The sequence below is a fragment of the Neobacillus mesonae genome (assembly GCF_001636315.1).
Taxonomy (GTDB): domain Bacteria; phylum Bacillota; class Bacilli; order Bacillales; family Cytobacillaceae; genus Neobacillus; species Neobacillus mesonae.
The window spans coordinates 1,076,668-1,094,394 of record NZ_KV440949.1; the positions used below are offsets into that span (position 1 = coordinate 1,076,668).

General features: G+C 39.4%; 14 protein-coding genes. 1 reads left to right on the plus strand and 13 read right to left on the minus strand.

The features are described from left to right. Positions 1-32 precede the first annotated feature (32 nt). The 8 genes from mutM to citZ form a co-directional block, all read right to left on the minus strand. Positions 33-866, minus strand: coding sequence for a DNA-formamidopyrimidine glycosylase (gene mutM / locus A6749_RS05440; RefSeq protein WP_066386039.1), 834 nt, complete (start codon positions 864-866; stop codon positions 33-35). A 14-nt stretch (positions 867-880) separates the two neighbouring features. Then, positions 881-3,517, minus strand: coding sequence for a DNA polymerase I (gene polA, locus A6749_RS05445; protein ID WP_066386040.1), 2,637 nt, complete (start codon positions 3,515-3,517; stop codon positions 881-883). Positions 3,518-3,542: 25 nt separating this feature from the next. After that, the gene (pnpS, locus tag A6749_RS05450; RefSeq protein WP_066386041.1) at positions 3,543-5,297 is read right to left on the minus strand and encodes a two-component system histidine kinase PnpS; all 1,755 of its coding nucleotides are present in this window, start codon (positions 5,295-5,297) and stop codon (positions 3,543-3,545) included. Next, positions 5,294-6,010: a response regulator transcription factor gene (locus A6749_RS05455; RefSeq protein ID WP_066386042.1), complete on the minus strand. Its 717-nt coding sequence runs from the start codon at positions 6,008-6,010 to the stop codon at positions 5,294-5,296. The genes pnpS and A6749_RS05455 overlap by 4 nt, the downstream gene beginning before the upstream one ends. 165 nt (positions 6,011-6,175) lie before the next feature. Further along, complete coding sequence (locus A6749_RS05460) at positions 6,176-6,652, minus strand: MaoC/PaaZ C-terminal domain-containing protein (protein ID WP_066386043.1); 477 nt, start codon at positions 6,650-6,652, stop codon at positions 6,176-6,178. Between the two features lie 91 nt (positions 6,653-6,743). Next, entirely contained in the window at positions 6,744-7,682 is a 939-nt protein-coding gene (gene mdh, locus A6749_RS05465; RefSeq protein ID WP_066386044.1) for a malate dehydrogenase, read from the minus strand. Positions 7,683-7,767: 85 nt separating this feature from the next. Beyond that, positions 7,768-9,036: an NADP-dependent isocitrate dehydrogenase gene (icd, locus tag A6749_RS05470; RefSeq protein WP_066386045.1), complete on the minus strand. Its 1,269-nt coding sequence runs from the start codon at positions 9,034-9,036 to the stop codon at positions 7,768-7,770. A gap of 134 nt (positions 9,037-9,170) precedes the next feature. Continuing rightward, entirely contained in the window at positions 9,171-10,289 is a 1,119-nt protein-coding gene (gene citZ / locus A6749_RS05475; RefSeq protein ID WP_066386046.1) for a citrate synthase, read from the minus strand. Between the two features lie 536 nt (positions 10,290-10,825). Between citZ and ytvI the strand changes: the two genes are divergently transcribed. Further along, entirely contained in the window at positions 10,826-11,941 is a 1,116-nt protein-coding gene (gene ytvI, locus A6749_RS05480) for a sporulation integral membrane protein YtvI (protein WP_066386047.1), read from the plus strand. A gap of 40 nt (positions 11,942-11,981) precedes the next feature. On the opposite strand, the gene pyk is transcribed toward ytvI, so the two are convergent. The 5 genes from pyk to A6749_RS05505 form a co-directional block, all read right to left on the minus strand. Next, a complete protein-coding gene (gene pyk, locus A6749_RS05485) occupies positions 11,982-13,745 on the minus strand; it encodes a pyruvate kinase (protein ID WP_066386048.1) in 1,764 nt (587 codons plus the stop codon). A 67-nt stretch (positions 13,746-13,812) separates the two neighbouring features. After that, positions 13,813-14,775 (minus strand): 6-phosphofructokinase, encoded by a 963-nt coding sequence (pfkA, locus tag A6749_RS05490; protein ID WP_066386049.1) that lies wholly within the window; start codon positions 14,773-14,775, stop codon positions 13,813-13,815. Between the two features lie 312 nt (positions 14,776-15,087). Next, complete coding sequence (gene accA, locus A6749_RS05495; protein WP_066386050.1) at positions 15,088-16,065, minus strand: acetyl-CoA carboxylase carboxyl transferase subunit alpha; 978 nt, start codon at positions 16,063-16,065, stop codon at positions 15,088-15,090. Next, positions 16,059-16,937 (minus strand): acetyl-CoA carboxylase, carboxyltransferase subunit beta, encoded by an 879-nt coding sequence (gene accD / locus A6749_RS05500; RefSeq protein WP_066386051.1) that lies wholly within the window; start codon positions 16,935-16,937, stop codon positions 16,059-16,061. The genes accA and accD overlap by 7 nt, the downstream gene beginning before the upstream one ends. Positions 16,938-17,149: 212 nt before the next feature. Next, complete coding sequence (locus A6749_RS05505) at positions 17,150-17,713, minus strand: FadR/GntR family transcriptional regulator (RefSeq protein ID WP_066400837.1); 564 nt, start codon at positions 17,711-17,713, stop codon at positions 17,150-17,152. Positions 17,714-17,727: the final 14 nt, after the last annotated feature.

Below are 17,727 nucleotides of genomic sequence, written 5' to 3' on the forward strand. Positions count from 1 at the left end.
TTTCATTATTCTCTTCTTCTTAAAGTCCCCCTTTACTTCTTAAGCTTTTGACATTTTGGACAATAATGGGTGCCTCTGCCGCCTACAGTTGTTTTCACTAAGGGACCGCCGCATTTTTTACACTCTTCACCTTTTCGTCCATAAACGAATAATTCAAGCTGAAACATGCCGATTTCCCCTTGGGAGTTCACATATGAGCGGATAGTACTGCCGCCCTTAGCAACAGCTTCGGACAATGTAGCAACAATCTCTTGATGAAGCAGGGCAATTTCTTTCTTCTTCAGCGAACTTGCCAGTCTTTCCGGATGAATTCCCGCACGAAAAAGGGCTTCATCGACATAAATATTACCTAATCCGACAAGCAGTTTTTGATCTAGCAGGGCCGGTTTTACTTTTCGATTGGTCTTTGTTAAATTCGCTTGTAAGTAGGCGGGCGAAAAGGCTTCAGAAAAAGGTTCCGGTCCCAAATCGGCCAGAGGCAGCTTCTCGAATTCCTCACCTTTATTAAATAAATGCATAGTACCAAACTTACGTACATCGCGGTATCTTAGTTCCGTCCCATCTGTAAAATGAAAAATGACATGTGTATGTTTGTCAAATGGATCTTCCTTGGGATAAAGTCCATATTTCCCTTCCATCCTTAAATGAGACACAAGGGCAAATTGATTGGTATAAATAATTAAAAATTTCCCTCTTCTGCCGACATCAACAATCGTCTCCCCTTTTAAGGCATCGATAAATTGCTCCACCTCTAACGGATACTTGATGATTTTCGGCCAAAAAACAGTAATATTTTCAATTGTCTTATTGACAACTAGTTTTTTTAGCGTTTTACGAACAGTTTCAACCTCTGGAAGTTCAGGCATTACGAATATCTCCCTTACTTAGCATCGAACCAGGTTGGACCGTAAGCATAATCCACCTTTAACGGCACATCTAGTTCAACAGCATTTTCCATGACTAGTGGAACTAACTCTTTTAGAATCTCAATTTCCTCTTCAGGTGCTTCAAAAATTAATTCATCGTGCACCTGCAAAAGTAAGCGTGATTTTAACCTCTTCTCTTTTAAGGCTTCGTCCATATCAATCATTGCCTTTTTTATAATATCAGCGGCACTGCCTTGGATCGGTGTATTCATCGCCGTCCGTTCAGCAAAGCTTCTTAAGTTGAAATTTCGGCTTGTAATTTCCGGGATATACCTTCTTCTTTGCAGCAATGTCGTGACATAGCCCTTTTCCTTTGCAGACTGAATGATAGTATCCATATATTCTTGTACGCCTGGGTAGCTGTTAAGATAGCGTTCAATAAAATGACCAGCTTCTTTTCGGGTAATTCCCAAGTTTTGCGAAAGGCCATAATCACTTATACCATAAACAATTCCGAAGTTAACCGCCTTTGCCTGACGTCTCATGTTAGAGGTTACTTCTTCCTTATCGACGTGGAATACCTCCATCGCTGTTTTCGTATGAATATCCATGTCATCCTTAAATGCTTGAATCAGCTTTTCGTCCCCGGCAATATGGGCAAGAACGCGCAATTCTATTTGTGAATAGTCAGCGGCAAAAATAACCCAGCCTTTTTCTGATGGAACAAAGGCCTGCCGAATTTTCCGTCCTTCTTCTAGGCGAATAGGGATATTCTGCAGATTCGGATCAATCGAGCTTAATCTACCTGTCGCCGTTAATGTTTGCTGGAATCTTGTATGAACCTTTTCCGTTTTCGGATCGATAACCTTCAAAAGCCCTTCAATATATGTTGACTGCAGCTTGCCTAATTGTCGATATAAAAGTATATGTTCAACAATTTCATGATGAGGCGCCAATTTCTCTAATACATCAGCAGATGTTGAATAGCCTGTTTTTGTTTTCTTCAAGGAAGGCAGGTTTAATTTTTCAAATAAAATGACACCTAACTGTTTGGGTGAGTTGATATTAAATTTTTCGCCAGCTAACTCACAAATCTTTTCTTCAATTTCGGTCAGCCTTAAACCCAATTCCCGCCCCATGGACTCAAGACGACTTCGCTCCACTTTAATCCCGAATGATTCCATATCCGCCAAAATCAGCGATAATGGCATCTCAAGGTCCATAAATAATTCATATTGTTCATTACTATTTAATTCATCCTCAAGCTTTTCTTTCAGTTTGGACATTGCGGCTGCTTTTCGCACAAGATTTTCGGCAAGCATTCCCGCTTCCGGTACCTTCTGTTTCGCTCCTTTTCCGTAAAAGGATTCATCGGATTGGATATTTGAAATATCGTATTTCTTTGCAATTGCCGCCAGGTCTTCCTGCGCCTCTGAAGGATTAATGATATAAGACGCAATCAAAATATCAAAATTAGTTCCTTTTAAATGAATGTCATATCTTCTTAAAGAAACCTCTGACCGCTTTGCATCATAAACTGTTTTTTTCCTTGCATCATCCTCTGCCCACTTTTTAAACGAGGCTGACTTTAGGGCAAGTTCAGTTGGCAGGTAGAAAGCGCCCTTCTCATTGACCAAGGAAAAGCCAATAATTTCAGCATGATGATAATTGTCATCGAGCATCTCAACATAAAAATAGTTATCATCCGCAAATAAATCATCCGTAATCTCATCGGGTATGATAAATTCAATTTCTTCAAGCTGATTCGGCTCTGCCTCAGCCGCATCCTCACCCAGCTTGTCCAATAATGAGGAAAAACCAAGCTCTTTAAAAAGATTTATTACCTTTTCTCTATTAAGGCCTTCATATCCAATATCCGTCAATTCCACTTCAATAGGAGCTTTCCTTTCAATTGTTGCCAGCTGCTTGCTCATAATGGCCTGATCCTTAAATTCCGTAAGCTTTTCTTTCAATTTGTTACCACTTACTTGATCAAGCGATTGAACCAAATTATCAAGCGTTGAAAATTCCTTTAGCAGCTTGATCGCAGTCTTTTCACCTACACCAGGTACACCAGGGATGTTATCAGAGGAATCACCCATTAACCCCTTCATATCAATAATTTGCTCTGGGGTAAGTCCATACTTTTCCTTAATATGCTCTGGTGTATATTCCTCAATATCAGTAATCCCTTTTCGAGTGATCCCCACAGTAGTAGTTTCTGAAGAAAGCTGTGTTAAGTCTTTGTCCCCGGAAATAACCTTAACTTCATAACCATCCGCTTCTGCCATTAAGGAAAGAGTTCCAATGATATCATCTGCTTCATAATTTTCAAGTTCATACCTTGAAATTCCATAGGCATCAAGCAGCTCACGAATAAATGGAAATTGTTCTGATAGCTCCGGCGGCGTTTTTTGTCTGCCGCCCTTATATTCCTCAAAGGTTTTATGGCGGAATGTTGTTTTTCCAGCATCAAACGCTACCAATATATGTGTGGGGTTTTCCTCTTCTAAAATTTTCATTAACATCATTGTAAAACCATAAACAGCATTTGTATGGATTCCTTTATCATTATTCAGAAGTGGAAGTGCAAAAAAGGCCCGATAGGCAATGCTGTTTCCATCTATCAGGACTAGCTTTTTCTTTTCCATTGATTTCACCTTCTTAAATCTCTTGTTATTTTTTTAGTTCAATAATAAATTCGCTGCCTTTTCCAATATCGCTCCTTACGATTATATTTCCGTGATGCGCCTCGACTAAGTGCTTAACGATGGCAAGCCCGAGACCTGTTCCGCCAGAATTTCGGCTCCTTGCACGGTCTACCCGGTAAAAACGTTCAAATATCCGCGGTATTTCTTCCTTTTCTATTCCTACCCCGGAATCGATGACATGTATTCGGATATATTCATCATTGTCTTGCAAAACAACCTCTACATGGCCATCCTCAGGTGTGTAATTGATGGAATTGCTGACTAAATTAATAAATACCTGTTTTAAACGATCAAGATCTCCATTGATGAACACCGATTTAGACAGCCGATTATATTCCAGCTTAATATGCTTAGCCTGCGCTCTCCCTGTAAGAAGATCGTTTACTTCATCCAGTAACTTATTAATGTCAACTTGCTGCAGATTTAACTTAAAACCTTGCTGTTCAATTTTTGAAAGCTCCAATAAATCTTGAATGAGGGTTTGCAGACGTTCACTTTCTTTTAAAATAATCGAAAGAAAGGCTTCTAACGTTTGTTGATTATTCATGGCCCCATCCATAAGGGTCTCAGCAAATCCTTTAATCGATGTAACCGGTGTTTTTAATTCATGAGAAACATTTGCAACAAAATCCTTTCGCATCTGTTCCAGCTTTTTTAATTCCGTTATATCATGGAAAACCAGGACTACACCCTTCCAAACATTATTAATACCGATGATTGGCACACCATAAACATCAAAATACTTTCTTTCAATATTTAACGGTATTAATAATTGCTTTCGAACCTTTTGCTCTGTCCTGAACACCTCGGCAACTATTTGACAGACTTCCTTTTGGTCCATCACTTCATAATACAATTCACTTAAATAATCTTTAGGATTGACATGAAATATGTCAATATAGCCCTTATTGATTAAATTAATATAGCCGCGGCTGTCGATCAGAATTAATCCCGCACCGATATTTTCAATTAAAGCGGTCAAACGGTCCTGCTGCATTTCCTGCGCCTTAACCAGTTCCTGCAGATTCATAGCCAGCCGATTAATGGAGGTACCAAGCATTCCCGTTTCATCTAATTTACCTGTTGACGTTCTTGCTCGATAATTTCCTTTCGCCAATTCAATTGCAACATTTGCTGCCTCTTCAATTGGTTTTGTATAGCGGGAGGTAATCCGGATCCCAAGGTAAAGGATCACGATAAGGGCAATTCCTAAACTAATTGACAGGATCCACCATATTTGCCCGTATGCCTGATTAAGCTCATTGGTTTTTGTACTTAGGAATATATACCCTTCCTTTTGTCCGTTTTTCATCAGTGCCTTCCAATAATAGTGAAGGTCGTAACCATCGCCTTCTTCAAAGCGATCCTCTTGTTCGATCTTTTTCTTAATTACATCTTGAATGATTTGCTTTAAGCCGTTTGATGGGGAATCCTCCAATTCACCGCTGTCGTACAAAATTTTCCCCTGTGGATCAGTAATAGTTGCCCTGACATTTAACATACCGCTGATTTTAGACACATCTTGTTTTTTAAAAGCGGATACCCCGCCATTTTCCTCGATATAAAAACTAAGAAGATTCTTTTCCACCTTTAATCGTTCATTAAAAGATTGTAAGTAATAGCTTTTAAATAACTGACCAAGCAAAATTCCTAAGCCAATCAAAACGGAAATAATTAGCGTTATGAGGGCAATTAGAAGCTTTGTTCGAAATTTGGTCATTCTCCTTTCGGCTCCTCAAGTTTATAGCCCAGTCCGCGGACCGTTTTTATATAATCAGGTCTCCTCGTATCCTTTTCGATTTTTTCTCTTAAATGAGAAATATGTACATCAACAATTCTAGTATCACCAGCAAAGTCATAATTCCAAACAGCACTTAGCAATTGATCCCTGGTTAATACACGTCCCTTGTTTTGGGCTAAATACAACAGTAATTCAAATTCCTTTAAGGTCAGTTCCAGCAGGTCCTCTTTAAAATAAGCTTCATATTTTTCCGGAAAGATTTTCAAACTTCCAATCTCAATCAATAATTCGTCTGCAGCGGTTTCACTCGAAGCTTCTACTGTCACCTGCGTCCTCCTTAAAATTGCCTTGACACGTGCAATCACTTCCCGAGGACTAAATGGTTTCACCATATAATCATCCGCCCCAAGCTCAAGACCTAATATTTTATCAAACTCATCATCTTTTGCCGTCAGCATTAAAATCGGGGTCATTATTCGTTCCTGTCTAAGCTGCTTACATACCTCCATACCATCTAATTTAGGCAGCATTAAATCCAAAACGATAATATCTGGTGATTCCAATTCAGCCAGACGTTTTCCCTCAGCACCATCCATTGCTGTTATAACTTCGAAACCTGCCTTCTCCAAATTATACTGAAGCAGCGTAACAATTGACTGCTCATCATCGACTACAAGAACCTTTGTTTTCATCCGTATCCCCCGCTATTCATTACTTAAAATTTACTTATTTTCATTATAATATAAATTTGAAAAGAATACTTATCATACCCTGCTCTAAAAAAACAAAAGGAATGCACTTCAGCCGGCGGGGGCCTCACCCTCCTGCTCATGGTACATTCCTACTCTATGTTTATATTAAAAATTTTCTAATGCCGCGGAATGGATTTCCCGCAGACGATGCGGCGGACAAACCTTTACCTTTCCAATTACTACTGTTTCATCTTTGTCATTTCTGCCAATAATACGTAGCACGATATAATGTTCAGGGAGATTTACTTCTATTATTTCAAATAGCAGTTCTACTTTCCCATAATGATAAACAGGGTTAGGAAATTCAATTTCTTGCCCTAACACATGACTTCCTGGTCCGGGAAAGTATTTTGAAATAGCTGAGGTAACCATCCCTGTTAGCATGATGCTAGGGACAATTGGTTTTTCAAAAGGAGTTTGTGAAGCATAGTCATGTTGAATATAAAGAGGGTTAGCATCATCAGTCAAACCTAAATAAAGAAGAAGATCTTTATCTTCAATTCTTTCTGTTATAGACAGTTTTTCCCCAACAGAGATTTCTTCAATTTTTCTCCCAAGCTTTCGCTTTTTTCCTAATAGCAAACAAAACACTCCCTTTGAAAACGATTTCATTTTATCGAAAAAGAAATTCGGGAAAGAACCATAAAGACCCCTTACCCGAATCATTTGTACTTTATACTAACACTTTCATTACATTTCGAACAGATTCAACAGATTTGTCTAAAGCAGCCTTTTCATCTGCAGTAAGCTCAAGTTCGATTACTTTCTCAATTCCTTTTGCCCCAAGGATTGTCGGGACCCCAAGGTAAATACCTTCATAGCCATATTCACCCTCAAGATAAGCAATCGTTGGTAATACGCGGCGCTGGTCTTTTAAGATTGCTTCACACATTTCAACTAATGAAGCTGCCGGTGCATAGTAGGCACTACCATTTCCAAGCAGGTTTACAATTTCCCCGCCGCCTTTTCTAGTGCGCTCAACAATTGCCTCTAAACGGTCTTTTGGTATTAACGTTTCCAATGGAATTCCGCCGGCATAGGAATAGCGTACAAGCGGTACCATATCATCGCCATGTCCTCCAAGAACAAAGCCGGTAATATCTTTAACAGAGAGATTTAATTCTTGTGAAATAAATGTACGGAAGCGGGCTGTATCAAGAACACCTGATTGGCCGATTACCCGATTTTTAGGGAATCCTGACTCTTTAAACACGGTGTAGGTCATGGCATCAACAGGGTTAGTTAAGACAATGATTGTACAGTTTGGAGAGTGTTTTGTAATTTCCTGCGTTACAGCTTTCATTACTTTTTGGTTGGTTTGCACTAAATCATCACGGCTCATGCCGGGTTTACGGGCAATACCTGCAGTAATAACAACAATATCGGAGTCTTTTGTATCTTCATAGTTAGAGGTACCAGTAATATTTGCATCAAAACCTAGAACCGGGCTTGCTTCAAGCATATCTAAAGCTTTTCCTTTAGTCGGGTTTTCCATTTGCGGGATATCAACTAAAACCACATCTCCAAGTTCTTTTTGAGCAAGTAAAAATGCAGTAGTTGCTCCAGTAAATCCTCCGCCAATGACAGAAACCTTTTTGCGTTTTAATGACATAATAACCATCCCCTTTTGTAAGCATAAGATATATAGAATAAGGGCTGTTGGAATACAGCCCTTATTCTTCAAATATACGGAGATTTTACTCCATATTTTTGATTAACTCATCACCAAACTCAGAAGTTTTTACTTCTGTTGCACCGTCCATTAAACGAGCGAAGTCATAAGTTACAACTTTAGATGCAATTGTCTTTTCTACTGATTTAATAACTAAATTCGCTGCTTCATTCCAGCCTAAGTGCTCAAGCAATAATACACCTGATAAAATAACAGATGAAGGGTTTACTTTATCAAGACCTGCATATTTAGGTGCAGTACCATGTGTAGCTTCAAAAATGGCATGCCCAGTTTCATAGTTGATATTAGCACCCGGAGCAATTCCGATTCCGCCTACTTGTGCTGCAAGTGCATCGGAAATGAAGTCTCCATTTAGGTTCATTGTAGCTACAACATCAAACTCACGTGGGCGAGTAAGGATTTGTTGTAAGAAGATGTCAGCGATCGCGTCTTTTACGATAATTTTTCCTGCGGCATCTGCATCAGCCTGTGCCTTGTTGGCAGCGTCTGTTCCCTGCTCAGCCTTAATACGGTCATATTGAGCCCATGTAAATACCTTATCGCCAAATTCCTTTTCTGCAAGCTCATAACCCCAGTTTTTAAACGCGCCTTCAGTAAATTTCATGATATTACCTTTATGCACGAGTGTAACTGATTTGCGGCCTTCTTTAATCGCATAGTTAATGGCTGCACGTACAAGACGAGTTGTACCTTCTTGGGAAACAGGTTTAATACCGATACCTGACGTTTCAGGGAATCTGATTTTATTAACACCCATTTCGTTTTGAAGGAAATCGATAACCTTCTTAGCTGCCTCAGTACCTTTTTCATACTCGATTCCAGCATAAATATCTTCAGTATTTTCACGGAAGATTACCATATCTGTATCTTGTGGACGCTTAACCGGAGAAGGAACACCTTCAAACCATCTTACTGGACGCAAGCAAACGAACAAATCTAATTCTTGACGTAATGCCACATTTAATGAACGAATACCGCCGCCAACAGGAGTTGTTAATGGACCTTTAATGGCAATTAAATATTCATTGATTATATCAAGAGTTTCTTTAGGAAGCCATTCACCGGTTTGATTAAAGGCTTTCTCACCTGCTAGAACTTCCTTCCAGACTATTTTACGTTCACCTTTATATGCTTTTTCAACCGCTGCATTTAAAACTCTCTCGGAAGCAGCCCAAATATCCGGTCCAATACCGTCACCCTCAATAAATGGGATAACTGGATTGTTTGGAACGTTTAAAACTCCATTGGTTACTGTGATTTTCTCTCCTTGCATGTTATGTCTCCCTCCTGCTTATGTAAAAAGCTTTGAAATAAAGTGTGTAGACTGAGCCAAAGGTTAGAGGCCGCTCGCCCCTAACCCAAGACATCCATATCTATTGAATCAATTTTTCGTATAAAAGTAAAATATTATCCTCTTTGTTCAATCGGAACGTAATTTTGCATGCCAGGACCGGTGTATTCCGCACGTGGACGAATTAAGCGGTTGTTTTCATATTGCTCAAGGATATGAGCAAGCCATCCTGAAACACGGCTAACAGCAAAGATTGGTGTCATTAAGTCATGATCAATTCCTAAGCTGTGATATACAGATGCGGAATAGAAATCAACATTAGGCGGTAATTTCTTTTCACCTGTAACAATTTTCTCAATGTTAACAGACATTTCATACCAGTGAGGTTCACCAGTCAGCTCAGTTAATTTCTTAGACATATCTTTTAAATGTTTGGCGCGTGGATCACCTTGACGGTATACTCTATGTCCAAAGCCCATGATTTTTTCTTTCTTTTCAAGTTTGCCACGGATATATGGTTCCACATTTTCAAGTGTACCAATTTCCGTCAGCATTTTCATAACAGCTTCGTTTGCTCCGCCATGAAGCGGTCCTTTTAAAGCTCCGATTGCAGCAGTAATACCGGAATATACATCAGATAATGTCGCTACGCAAACACGAGCAGTAAATGTAGAAGCATTCAATTCATGATCGGCATGAAGAACAAGTGCCTTATTCATTGCTTCAACAGCGATTGGCTCCGGTTCTTTTCCAGTTAACATATAAAGGAAGTTAGCTGCAAAGCTTAAATCATTTCTAGGCGCTATCGGTTCAAGACCCTTTCTTACACGAGCAAATGTAGCAACAATGGCAGGCATTTTCGCCTGTAATCTGATTGCTTTACGATAATTTGCTTCAGGATCCATTACATCAGCCTCTTCATCATAAAGACCCAATAAAGAAACTGCTGAACGAAGAGCTGCCATTGGATGTACCTTTTGAATCGGATACATATTGAAATGCTCAATTATTTCCTTTGGAAGGGCTGCATTTTCAGCAAGCTGTTTTTTTAACTCTGCTAACTGCTCAGCGTTTGGCAATTGAAGATGCCATAACAGATAAATTACTTCTTCAAAGCTTGCGTTTACCGCTAAGTCATCGATGTTATAGCCGACATATGTCAGTGTATCATCGATAATTGAGCTGATAGAGGAAGTTGTTGCCACTACCCCTTCTAGACCACGTGTAACTGTCATCATAAATCTCTCCTTCGCTTTCTAAATTTCCCCATTACCCATATTTTATTAAAAAAGATGGTTTGTCGAAGCCATTATAGGCTTCAGCCTTTGTTTGGATGAAATGGCTTAACAAAAATTTCTTCTCATTAATCCTGCCGAACTTTTGACCCACGTTTAGACTGAGCGGTTGCTCGAGAATGGAACAAATAAATGTCTGCCCTTTCATTCACAATAAATAATTATTTTACAAGTATCCACCATAAAAAAAAGTTTATGTATGAAAGGATACGCTTACAAGCTTATTATAAACAATAATCAGATTTTTGTGAATGGAAAGCATTCCAAAATACAAAAAAATATTTCACCATTTCTTCGCATAAATTATTTTACCATAATATTTTTCGAAAGTAGAAACAAGAGGTATATATTTCTTGAAACTTTTATTCATTTAAAAACGTATGTATTTGTCGAAGAATACCATTTGGTAAATTATGCAGAGCCATTTAATAAATGGTAAAATAAGTGTTAATGACTTTAATTTAGGAGGTCTAATATTGAATCCTAAGTACCTTTACCGAACGCTAAGGTTTTTATTGGTTGTTGGTGTTGTTGTCTTTTCCCTGCTTGCATTTTTTTATGTCTCAAAAGTAACTTACCCATTTCTTATTGCAATTGCCATTGCTTTTATGATTAACCCGCTGGTTAATTTTTTTGAAAAAAAGGCAAAAATGCCCCGGGCACTAGCGGTTGTCGTGGCATTAATTATTCTTATTGCTGTATTTGCGGGATTGGTCACACTGCTGGTGGCGGAAGTTGTTTCCGGCGCAAACTATTTGGCAAAAGTCGTGCCACAGCATCTGGATACTTTAATTAACTATATTGAAACATATTTTACTGCCCAAATTATTCCACTATATAATCAGTTGTCATCTATGTTTAAACAGCTTGGCACCGGGCAGCAGGATACAATTATTTCTAATATCCAAAATGTAGGTAAAACTATCGGATCAACTGTCGGCGATTTCATAAAAAATCTTTTTGGCAATATTCCAAACTTCTTTTCTTGGATTCCAAACGCTGCGACGGTTCTTATTTTTTCTTTGCTAGCAACTTTTTTTATCAGCAAAGACTGGCATCGCTTTACTGTAATGGGCGGCAGGCTTTTGCCGAAAAAAGCGCAAACAAGCGGCAGAACTGTGTTTATTGATTTAAAAAAGGCGCTGTTTGGTTTTATTAAAGCACAGTTGACACTTATCTCGATCACTACGGTAATTATTTTGATTGGTTTGCTGATTCTTAGAGTCGATTATGCAATTACCATAGCGTTACTTACCGGCATTGTCGATATCATCCCGTATCTTGGAACGGGAGCTGTATTTGTTCCGTGGATTATTTATGAAGCAATTGGCGGGAATATGGGGCTTGCGATTGGCTTAGGGATCCTTTACATAATCGTTCTAGTCCAGAGACAGGTCATGGAGCCAAAAATTTTATCTTCGAGTATTGGTTTGGATCCGTTAGCGACATTGATTGCTTTGTTTGTCGGGTTTAAATTGTTTGGGTTTTTGGGATTGATAATCGGGCCTGTGACACTTGTCATTATTAATACATTGTACCGTGCTCATGTGTTTCATGATCTTTGGACGTATATTAAGGGAAAAGAAGCTTAAAAGAACGTCAGCTCCAGTAAAGGGCTGACGTTCTTTTATATTATAAGACGCTTGCGTGGCCGTTGTAGACGAAGCCTCTGGCGGCGTCGACTGTTACCTCTTGTCCTTCATTAAACAGCGTTATGGCGTTTTCTACGCCGACAATAACCGGAATCCCCAAGTTCAATCCTACTACGGCTGCGTGGCTGGTTAGACCGCCTTCTTGGGTTATAAGCGCGGCACATTTCTCAATAGCAGGCATCATTTCACGGTCAGAACCAATTGTCACCAGGATGGAACCTGACTTAACCTTCTCGATTGCCTCCTGTGCATTATGCGCAATTACTACTTTACCAAAAGCAGATTTCCTGCCGATTCCTTGAGCTTTTGTAATGATATCGCCGACGATATGAATCTTCATCAAGTTTGTCGTGCCTGCTTCGCCAACCGGTACACCGGCGGTAATGACGACTAAGTCTCCACGTTTTACAATCCCGCTGTTTAAGCTTTCTTCAACAGCAACTTCTAACATTTCATCTGTGGTAGAGCAAAACTTTCCGAGCTGTGGATAAACACCCCAAACAAGTGATAAACGGCGGCAAATTGCTTCACTGGCCGTTACCGCTACAATCGCTGCTTTTGGTCGGTATTTAGAGATCATTCTAGCCGTATGACCGCTTTCTGTCGGAGTAATAATCGATTTAACCTCTAAATTTAATGCTGTATGAGCAACAGATAATCCAATTGCATCGGTTACGTTATGATCTGTATTCTTGCTGCGGTGAGATAAAATCTCTTTATGATTTAATGCCTGCTCAGCCCTTGAAGCAATATTGTGCATCGTCTGAACGGCTTCTACAGGATAAAGTCCGGCAGCTGTTTCTCCTGATAGCATAATCGCATCTGTACCGTCAAATATGGCATTTGCCACATCGCTTGCCTCGGCACGGGTAGGTCTTGGGTTTCTCTGCATGGAATCAAGCATTTGTGTCGCCGTAATGACTGGTTTTCCCAATGCATTACATTTTTTAATCAACATTTTTTGTACGAGCGGCACTTCTTCAGCAGGAATTTCAACACCCAAATCACCACGAGCAACCATTAGTCCATCAGAAACCTCTAGAATCTCGTCGATATTATCGACACCTTCTTGGTTTTCAATTTTAGGAATGATATGGATATGAGCTGCATTATTTTCTTCTAAAAGGCGGCGGATTTCAAGTACATCTTTTGCTCTGCGGACAAAGGAGGCAGCGATAAAGTCGATTCCCTGTTCAATTCCAAACAATATATCGTTTGTATCTTTCTCGGTAATCCCTGGTAAATTTACAGAAACCCCAGGAACATTAACACCTTTTTTGTTCTTCAGCGTACCGCTGTTCAGAATTTTTGTATATATTTCTTTTGCTTCTTGATCCACTTTTAAAACTTCCAGCCCAATCAAGCCGTCATCAAGAAGAATTTTAGAACCTACATGAACATCATCGATTAACCCAGGATAGGTAATAGAAAACTTCTCTATTGTCCCTTCGACTTCTGTCATGGAAATGATAATATTTTCCCCGGCTTTAAGCTCAATCGCACCATTTTGCATATTATTTGTGCGAATCTCCGGTCCTTTTGTATCAAGTAAGATGGCGACCGTTTTTCCAGTCAGCTTTGCTGCTTCGCGAATATTTTGAATCCGTATGCCGTGCTCTTCATAATCACCGTGGGAAAAATTTAACCTAGCAACATTCAAACCTGAATCCATTAATTGTTCTAATTTTTCAACACTTTCACTTGCTGGACCTATCGTACAAACGATTTTTGTTTTTCGTAACATTCTTTTTCCTCCCTACCTAAGCTGGTTATATCGTTTTTGAAGTTTATAGTCTGATGCATTCAAAAAGCTAAATGGATAGTTCTTTCGAAAGTTTATATAATTCCAAATCTAATTGATGACGTTTGTTGTTAAGCGCCTCTACAATATCGTAATCAACTAATACATTTTTTTCGATTCCAACAGCCCTGCCGCCTTTTCCTTCAATCAGCAGTTCGACCGCCCTTGCTCCTAATCTGCTTGCAAGTACTCTGTCCTGGACTGTTGGGGAACCTCCGCGTTGAATATGCCCTAATACCGATACCCTTGTGTCTAAATTAGCAGCCTCTTTCAGCTGTTTGGCAAAATCGACAGCACTGCAGACTCCCTCAGCAACCACAATGATACTATGCTTTTTACCGCGTTCCTGTCCTTTATGAAGCCTTTCAGCGATTTCATTCATATCATAATTTTCTTCCGGAATTAATATTGTTTCCGCACCTCCGGCAAGACCTGACCAAAGAGCGATATCTCCAGCATCCCGACCCATTACTTCGATAATAAAAGTTCTTTCATGGGAAGTCGCCGTATCACGAATTTTGTCAATAGCATCAATAACCGTATTCAATGCGGTATCGAATCCAATCGTAACATCTGTCCCAGGAATGTCATTATCGATTGTTCCGGGAACACCAATGCATGGAAAGCCTTGTTCTGTTAATGCTTTAGCACCGCGGTAAGACCCATCACCGCCAATTACGACGAGTCCTTCAATTCCAAACGCTTTTAATTGATCAATCCCTTGCTGCTGCCCTTCTTTTGTTCTGAATTCCGGACAGCGGGCAGAATGAAGCATCGTTCCTCCACGATGAATAATATCGCCAACAGAACCTAGTTCAAGCTTTTTAATATTCCCGCAAATCAGGCCTGAGTAACCTCCATAAATTCCGTAAACCTCTATATTATGATAAATGGCCTTTCTGACAACAGCCCTTATTGCCGGATTCATCCCTGGAGAATCGCCGCCGCTCGTAAGTACCCCAATTTTTTTCATGATCCTCACCTCAAAATGAAATTAAAGAATTATGTAAAGCATTTTTATAAGTGCATTAGAGTTCAAACAGGATTTTAACCTTTATATATTATTTACATAAAACCCTTGAATATTTATAAAATAACATGAAGGCGGGGTCTTCACAACATTATCACACTGCTATTTCTAATTCGCAGAATAGTCAATAAATTGAAATCGCTTTATATATGAATGTAACCGTTATCTCCAACTGGATTGTGAATTTTTTATGAAAACTGGCTAAAAGATCCATTTTCACATAAATAAAAGACGTGCTCAAAATGAGCACGTTTTTTATTTCACACCAACATAATCATTAACGATACCATACTCTCCAATTGTTCTGAAACGATTGTACCTGTCTTCGATTAATTGATCCGGAGACAATTTCATTAATTCCTTTAAGGATGACAACAAAGTACGTTCAATCTCTTCTGCCTGCTTTTTAACGTCTCTATGGGCTCCGCCTTTAATTTCCGGAATAATTTCATCAATGATGCCCAATTCTTTTAGATCCGGGGCGGTAATTTTCATCGTTTCGGCTGCACGTTTCGCCTGCGCAGCATCCTTCCATAAAATAGCCGCGGCACCTTCCGGAGAAATAACAGAATAAGTGGAGTTCTCCAGCATATAAATCCGGTTGCCGACTCCTAATCCAAGTGCGCCGCCGCTTCCTCCTTCGCCGATCACAACACAAATAACCGGTACCTTTAGGCCAGCCATTTCAAATAAGTTATAAGCGATCGCTTCACTTTGCCCGCGCTCCTCGGCAGCTTTTCCCGGGTAAGCACCCTTTGTATCAATAAAACAAATGATCGGCCGCTTAAATTTATCAGCCTGATGCATTAATCTTAAAGCCTTTCTATAGCCTTCCGGATGCGGCATGCCAAAGTTTCTGCGGATATTTTCTTTTGTGTCTTTTCCTCTTTGATGCCCAATAATGGTTACTGGCAGACCTTTAAATTTAGCAATCCCGCCAACTATTGCTTCATCATCACCAAATACACGGTCGCCATGACATTCAAAGAAGTCTTCAAATAAATAAGATATATAATCCAGCGTTGTTGGACGATTAGGGTGGCGTGCTATTTGCACACGGTCCCAAGGTTTAATATTTTCATATACATCTTGTTCAAGTTTTACCAAACGGGCTTCTAATTTGCTTATTTCTGAGCTTAAATCAACATCAGTGTTTTTGGTAAACTCTTTTAATTCGGCAATCTTTTTTCTTAACTCAATTAACGGACGTTCGAATTCCAATTCACCTACCATTTGATTTCACCCCCTGGTTGATGGATTTCAAGAATACTCGCTATTTTCTCAGCCAGCTCCAAACGCGAAATAATCGCGTCCAATTGGCCATGCTTTAAAAGAAATTCAGCCGTTTGGAAATCCTCCGGCAGCTTTTCACGAATGGATTGCTCAATTACCCTTCGGCCGGCAAAACCAATTAACGCTTCCGGCTCCGCAAAGTTAAAGTCCCCTAAAGAGGCAAAACTTGCTGAAACACCGCCTGTGGTAGGATGGGTCATGATTGAAATAATCAGGCCGCCGTTGTTGCTGAATTTCTTTAGCGCCACACTTGTTTTAGCCATTTGCATTAAACTAATTGCACCCTCTTGCATTCTAGCACCACCGGATGCAGTAAAAATAATAAAAGGAACAGACAGCTCGTCTGCTTTTTCAATCGCCAAGGTAATTTTCTCGCCAACAACTGATCCCATACTGCCCATACGGAAAGAAGCATCCATGATGGCAACAACTGCTTTATGCCCGCCAACAGTTCCAATCCCAGTCACTATCGCTTCATTCAGCTTACTTTTTTGCCGGTCTTTTTCAAGCTTTTCCATATACCCAGGGAATTGAAGCGGATTTTTTGAAATCATATTTTCATTAATTTCTTCAAAACTTCCCTCATCAATAAAGCTCTCAATTCGTTCTCCGGCATTCATTTGAAAATGATACTTGCAGTGTAAACATACTTTATGGTTTTTCACTAATTCTTTTGTATACATAATTTTCTTACATGAAGGGCATTTTGTCATAATTCCTTCGGGAACATCATGTTTTGCAGCTTCCGTCGGAATGGTAGCATATTTTTTCTTTTTGGTCTGATTTTTTGTAAAAAGATCTTTAAGCGCCAAGTTTTAAACCTCCCTTGTGTAACACCTGCCTGATAGAAAGCAGCCCAATTAAATCTATTCAGCAGTCTTTCTATCTACCTTAAATCTCATACGTACTAGATGAAGAAAAGTGGTCAGACCACTAATGTATATAAATGCCACTATATTTTTGGGCTTGTATCATTCCCACTATAAAATAAAAAGAATTCAAAATTTGTTAGTATTTGTCACTGCTAAATAGACAAATTTCGTAATTCACAATAAGCTTTTATCATTTTTTCTTCATTCTTTTCAGCTAAAGCTGCCAATAAAAATAAATAATCCTCACGTTTGTATGTTGGAGGAATTTGAAGTAATGAATAGTAATATTCCTTAAGGATTAACCAAATTCTTAGAAAGAGGTGATTATCCGCGAGTAAAATGATGCGATAAAAAAACTCGTCATCATCAAAGCTTTCAACATTCTCTGCCCACTCACTTAATTTTACAAGATTTTGATGGCTTATCCTTTTTAATGCCAGCCGAAGACAATCAATTTCAATGATATTTTTGGTTTCAGAAACATCTCTTTTTGCCCTCTCATCCTGCAATATAAAGGTACTGAGGATCTGCACCAGCTGATGGCCGTGAAAGTCACGGAGAAAAGTCCCTTCCCCCTGCCTGGTTTCAATTAATCCAAGCAGTTCCAATGCTCTTAGTGCTTCCCGAACTGAAGAGCGCCCGACATCCAGGCGCTCTGATAATTCCCGTTCAGAAGGTATTTTATCACCGGGTTTAAGCCCGTCAGCACTAATCATTTCACGTAAATGTT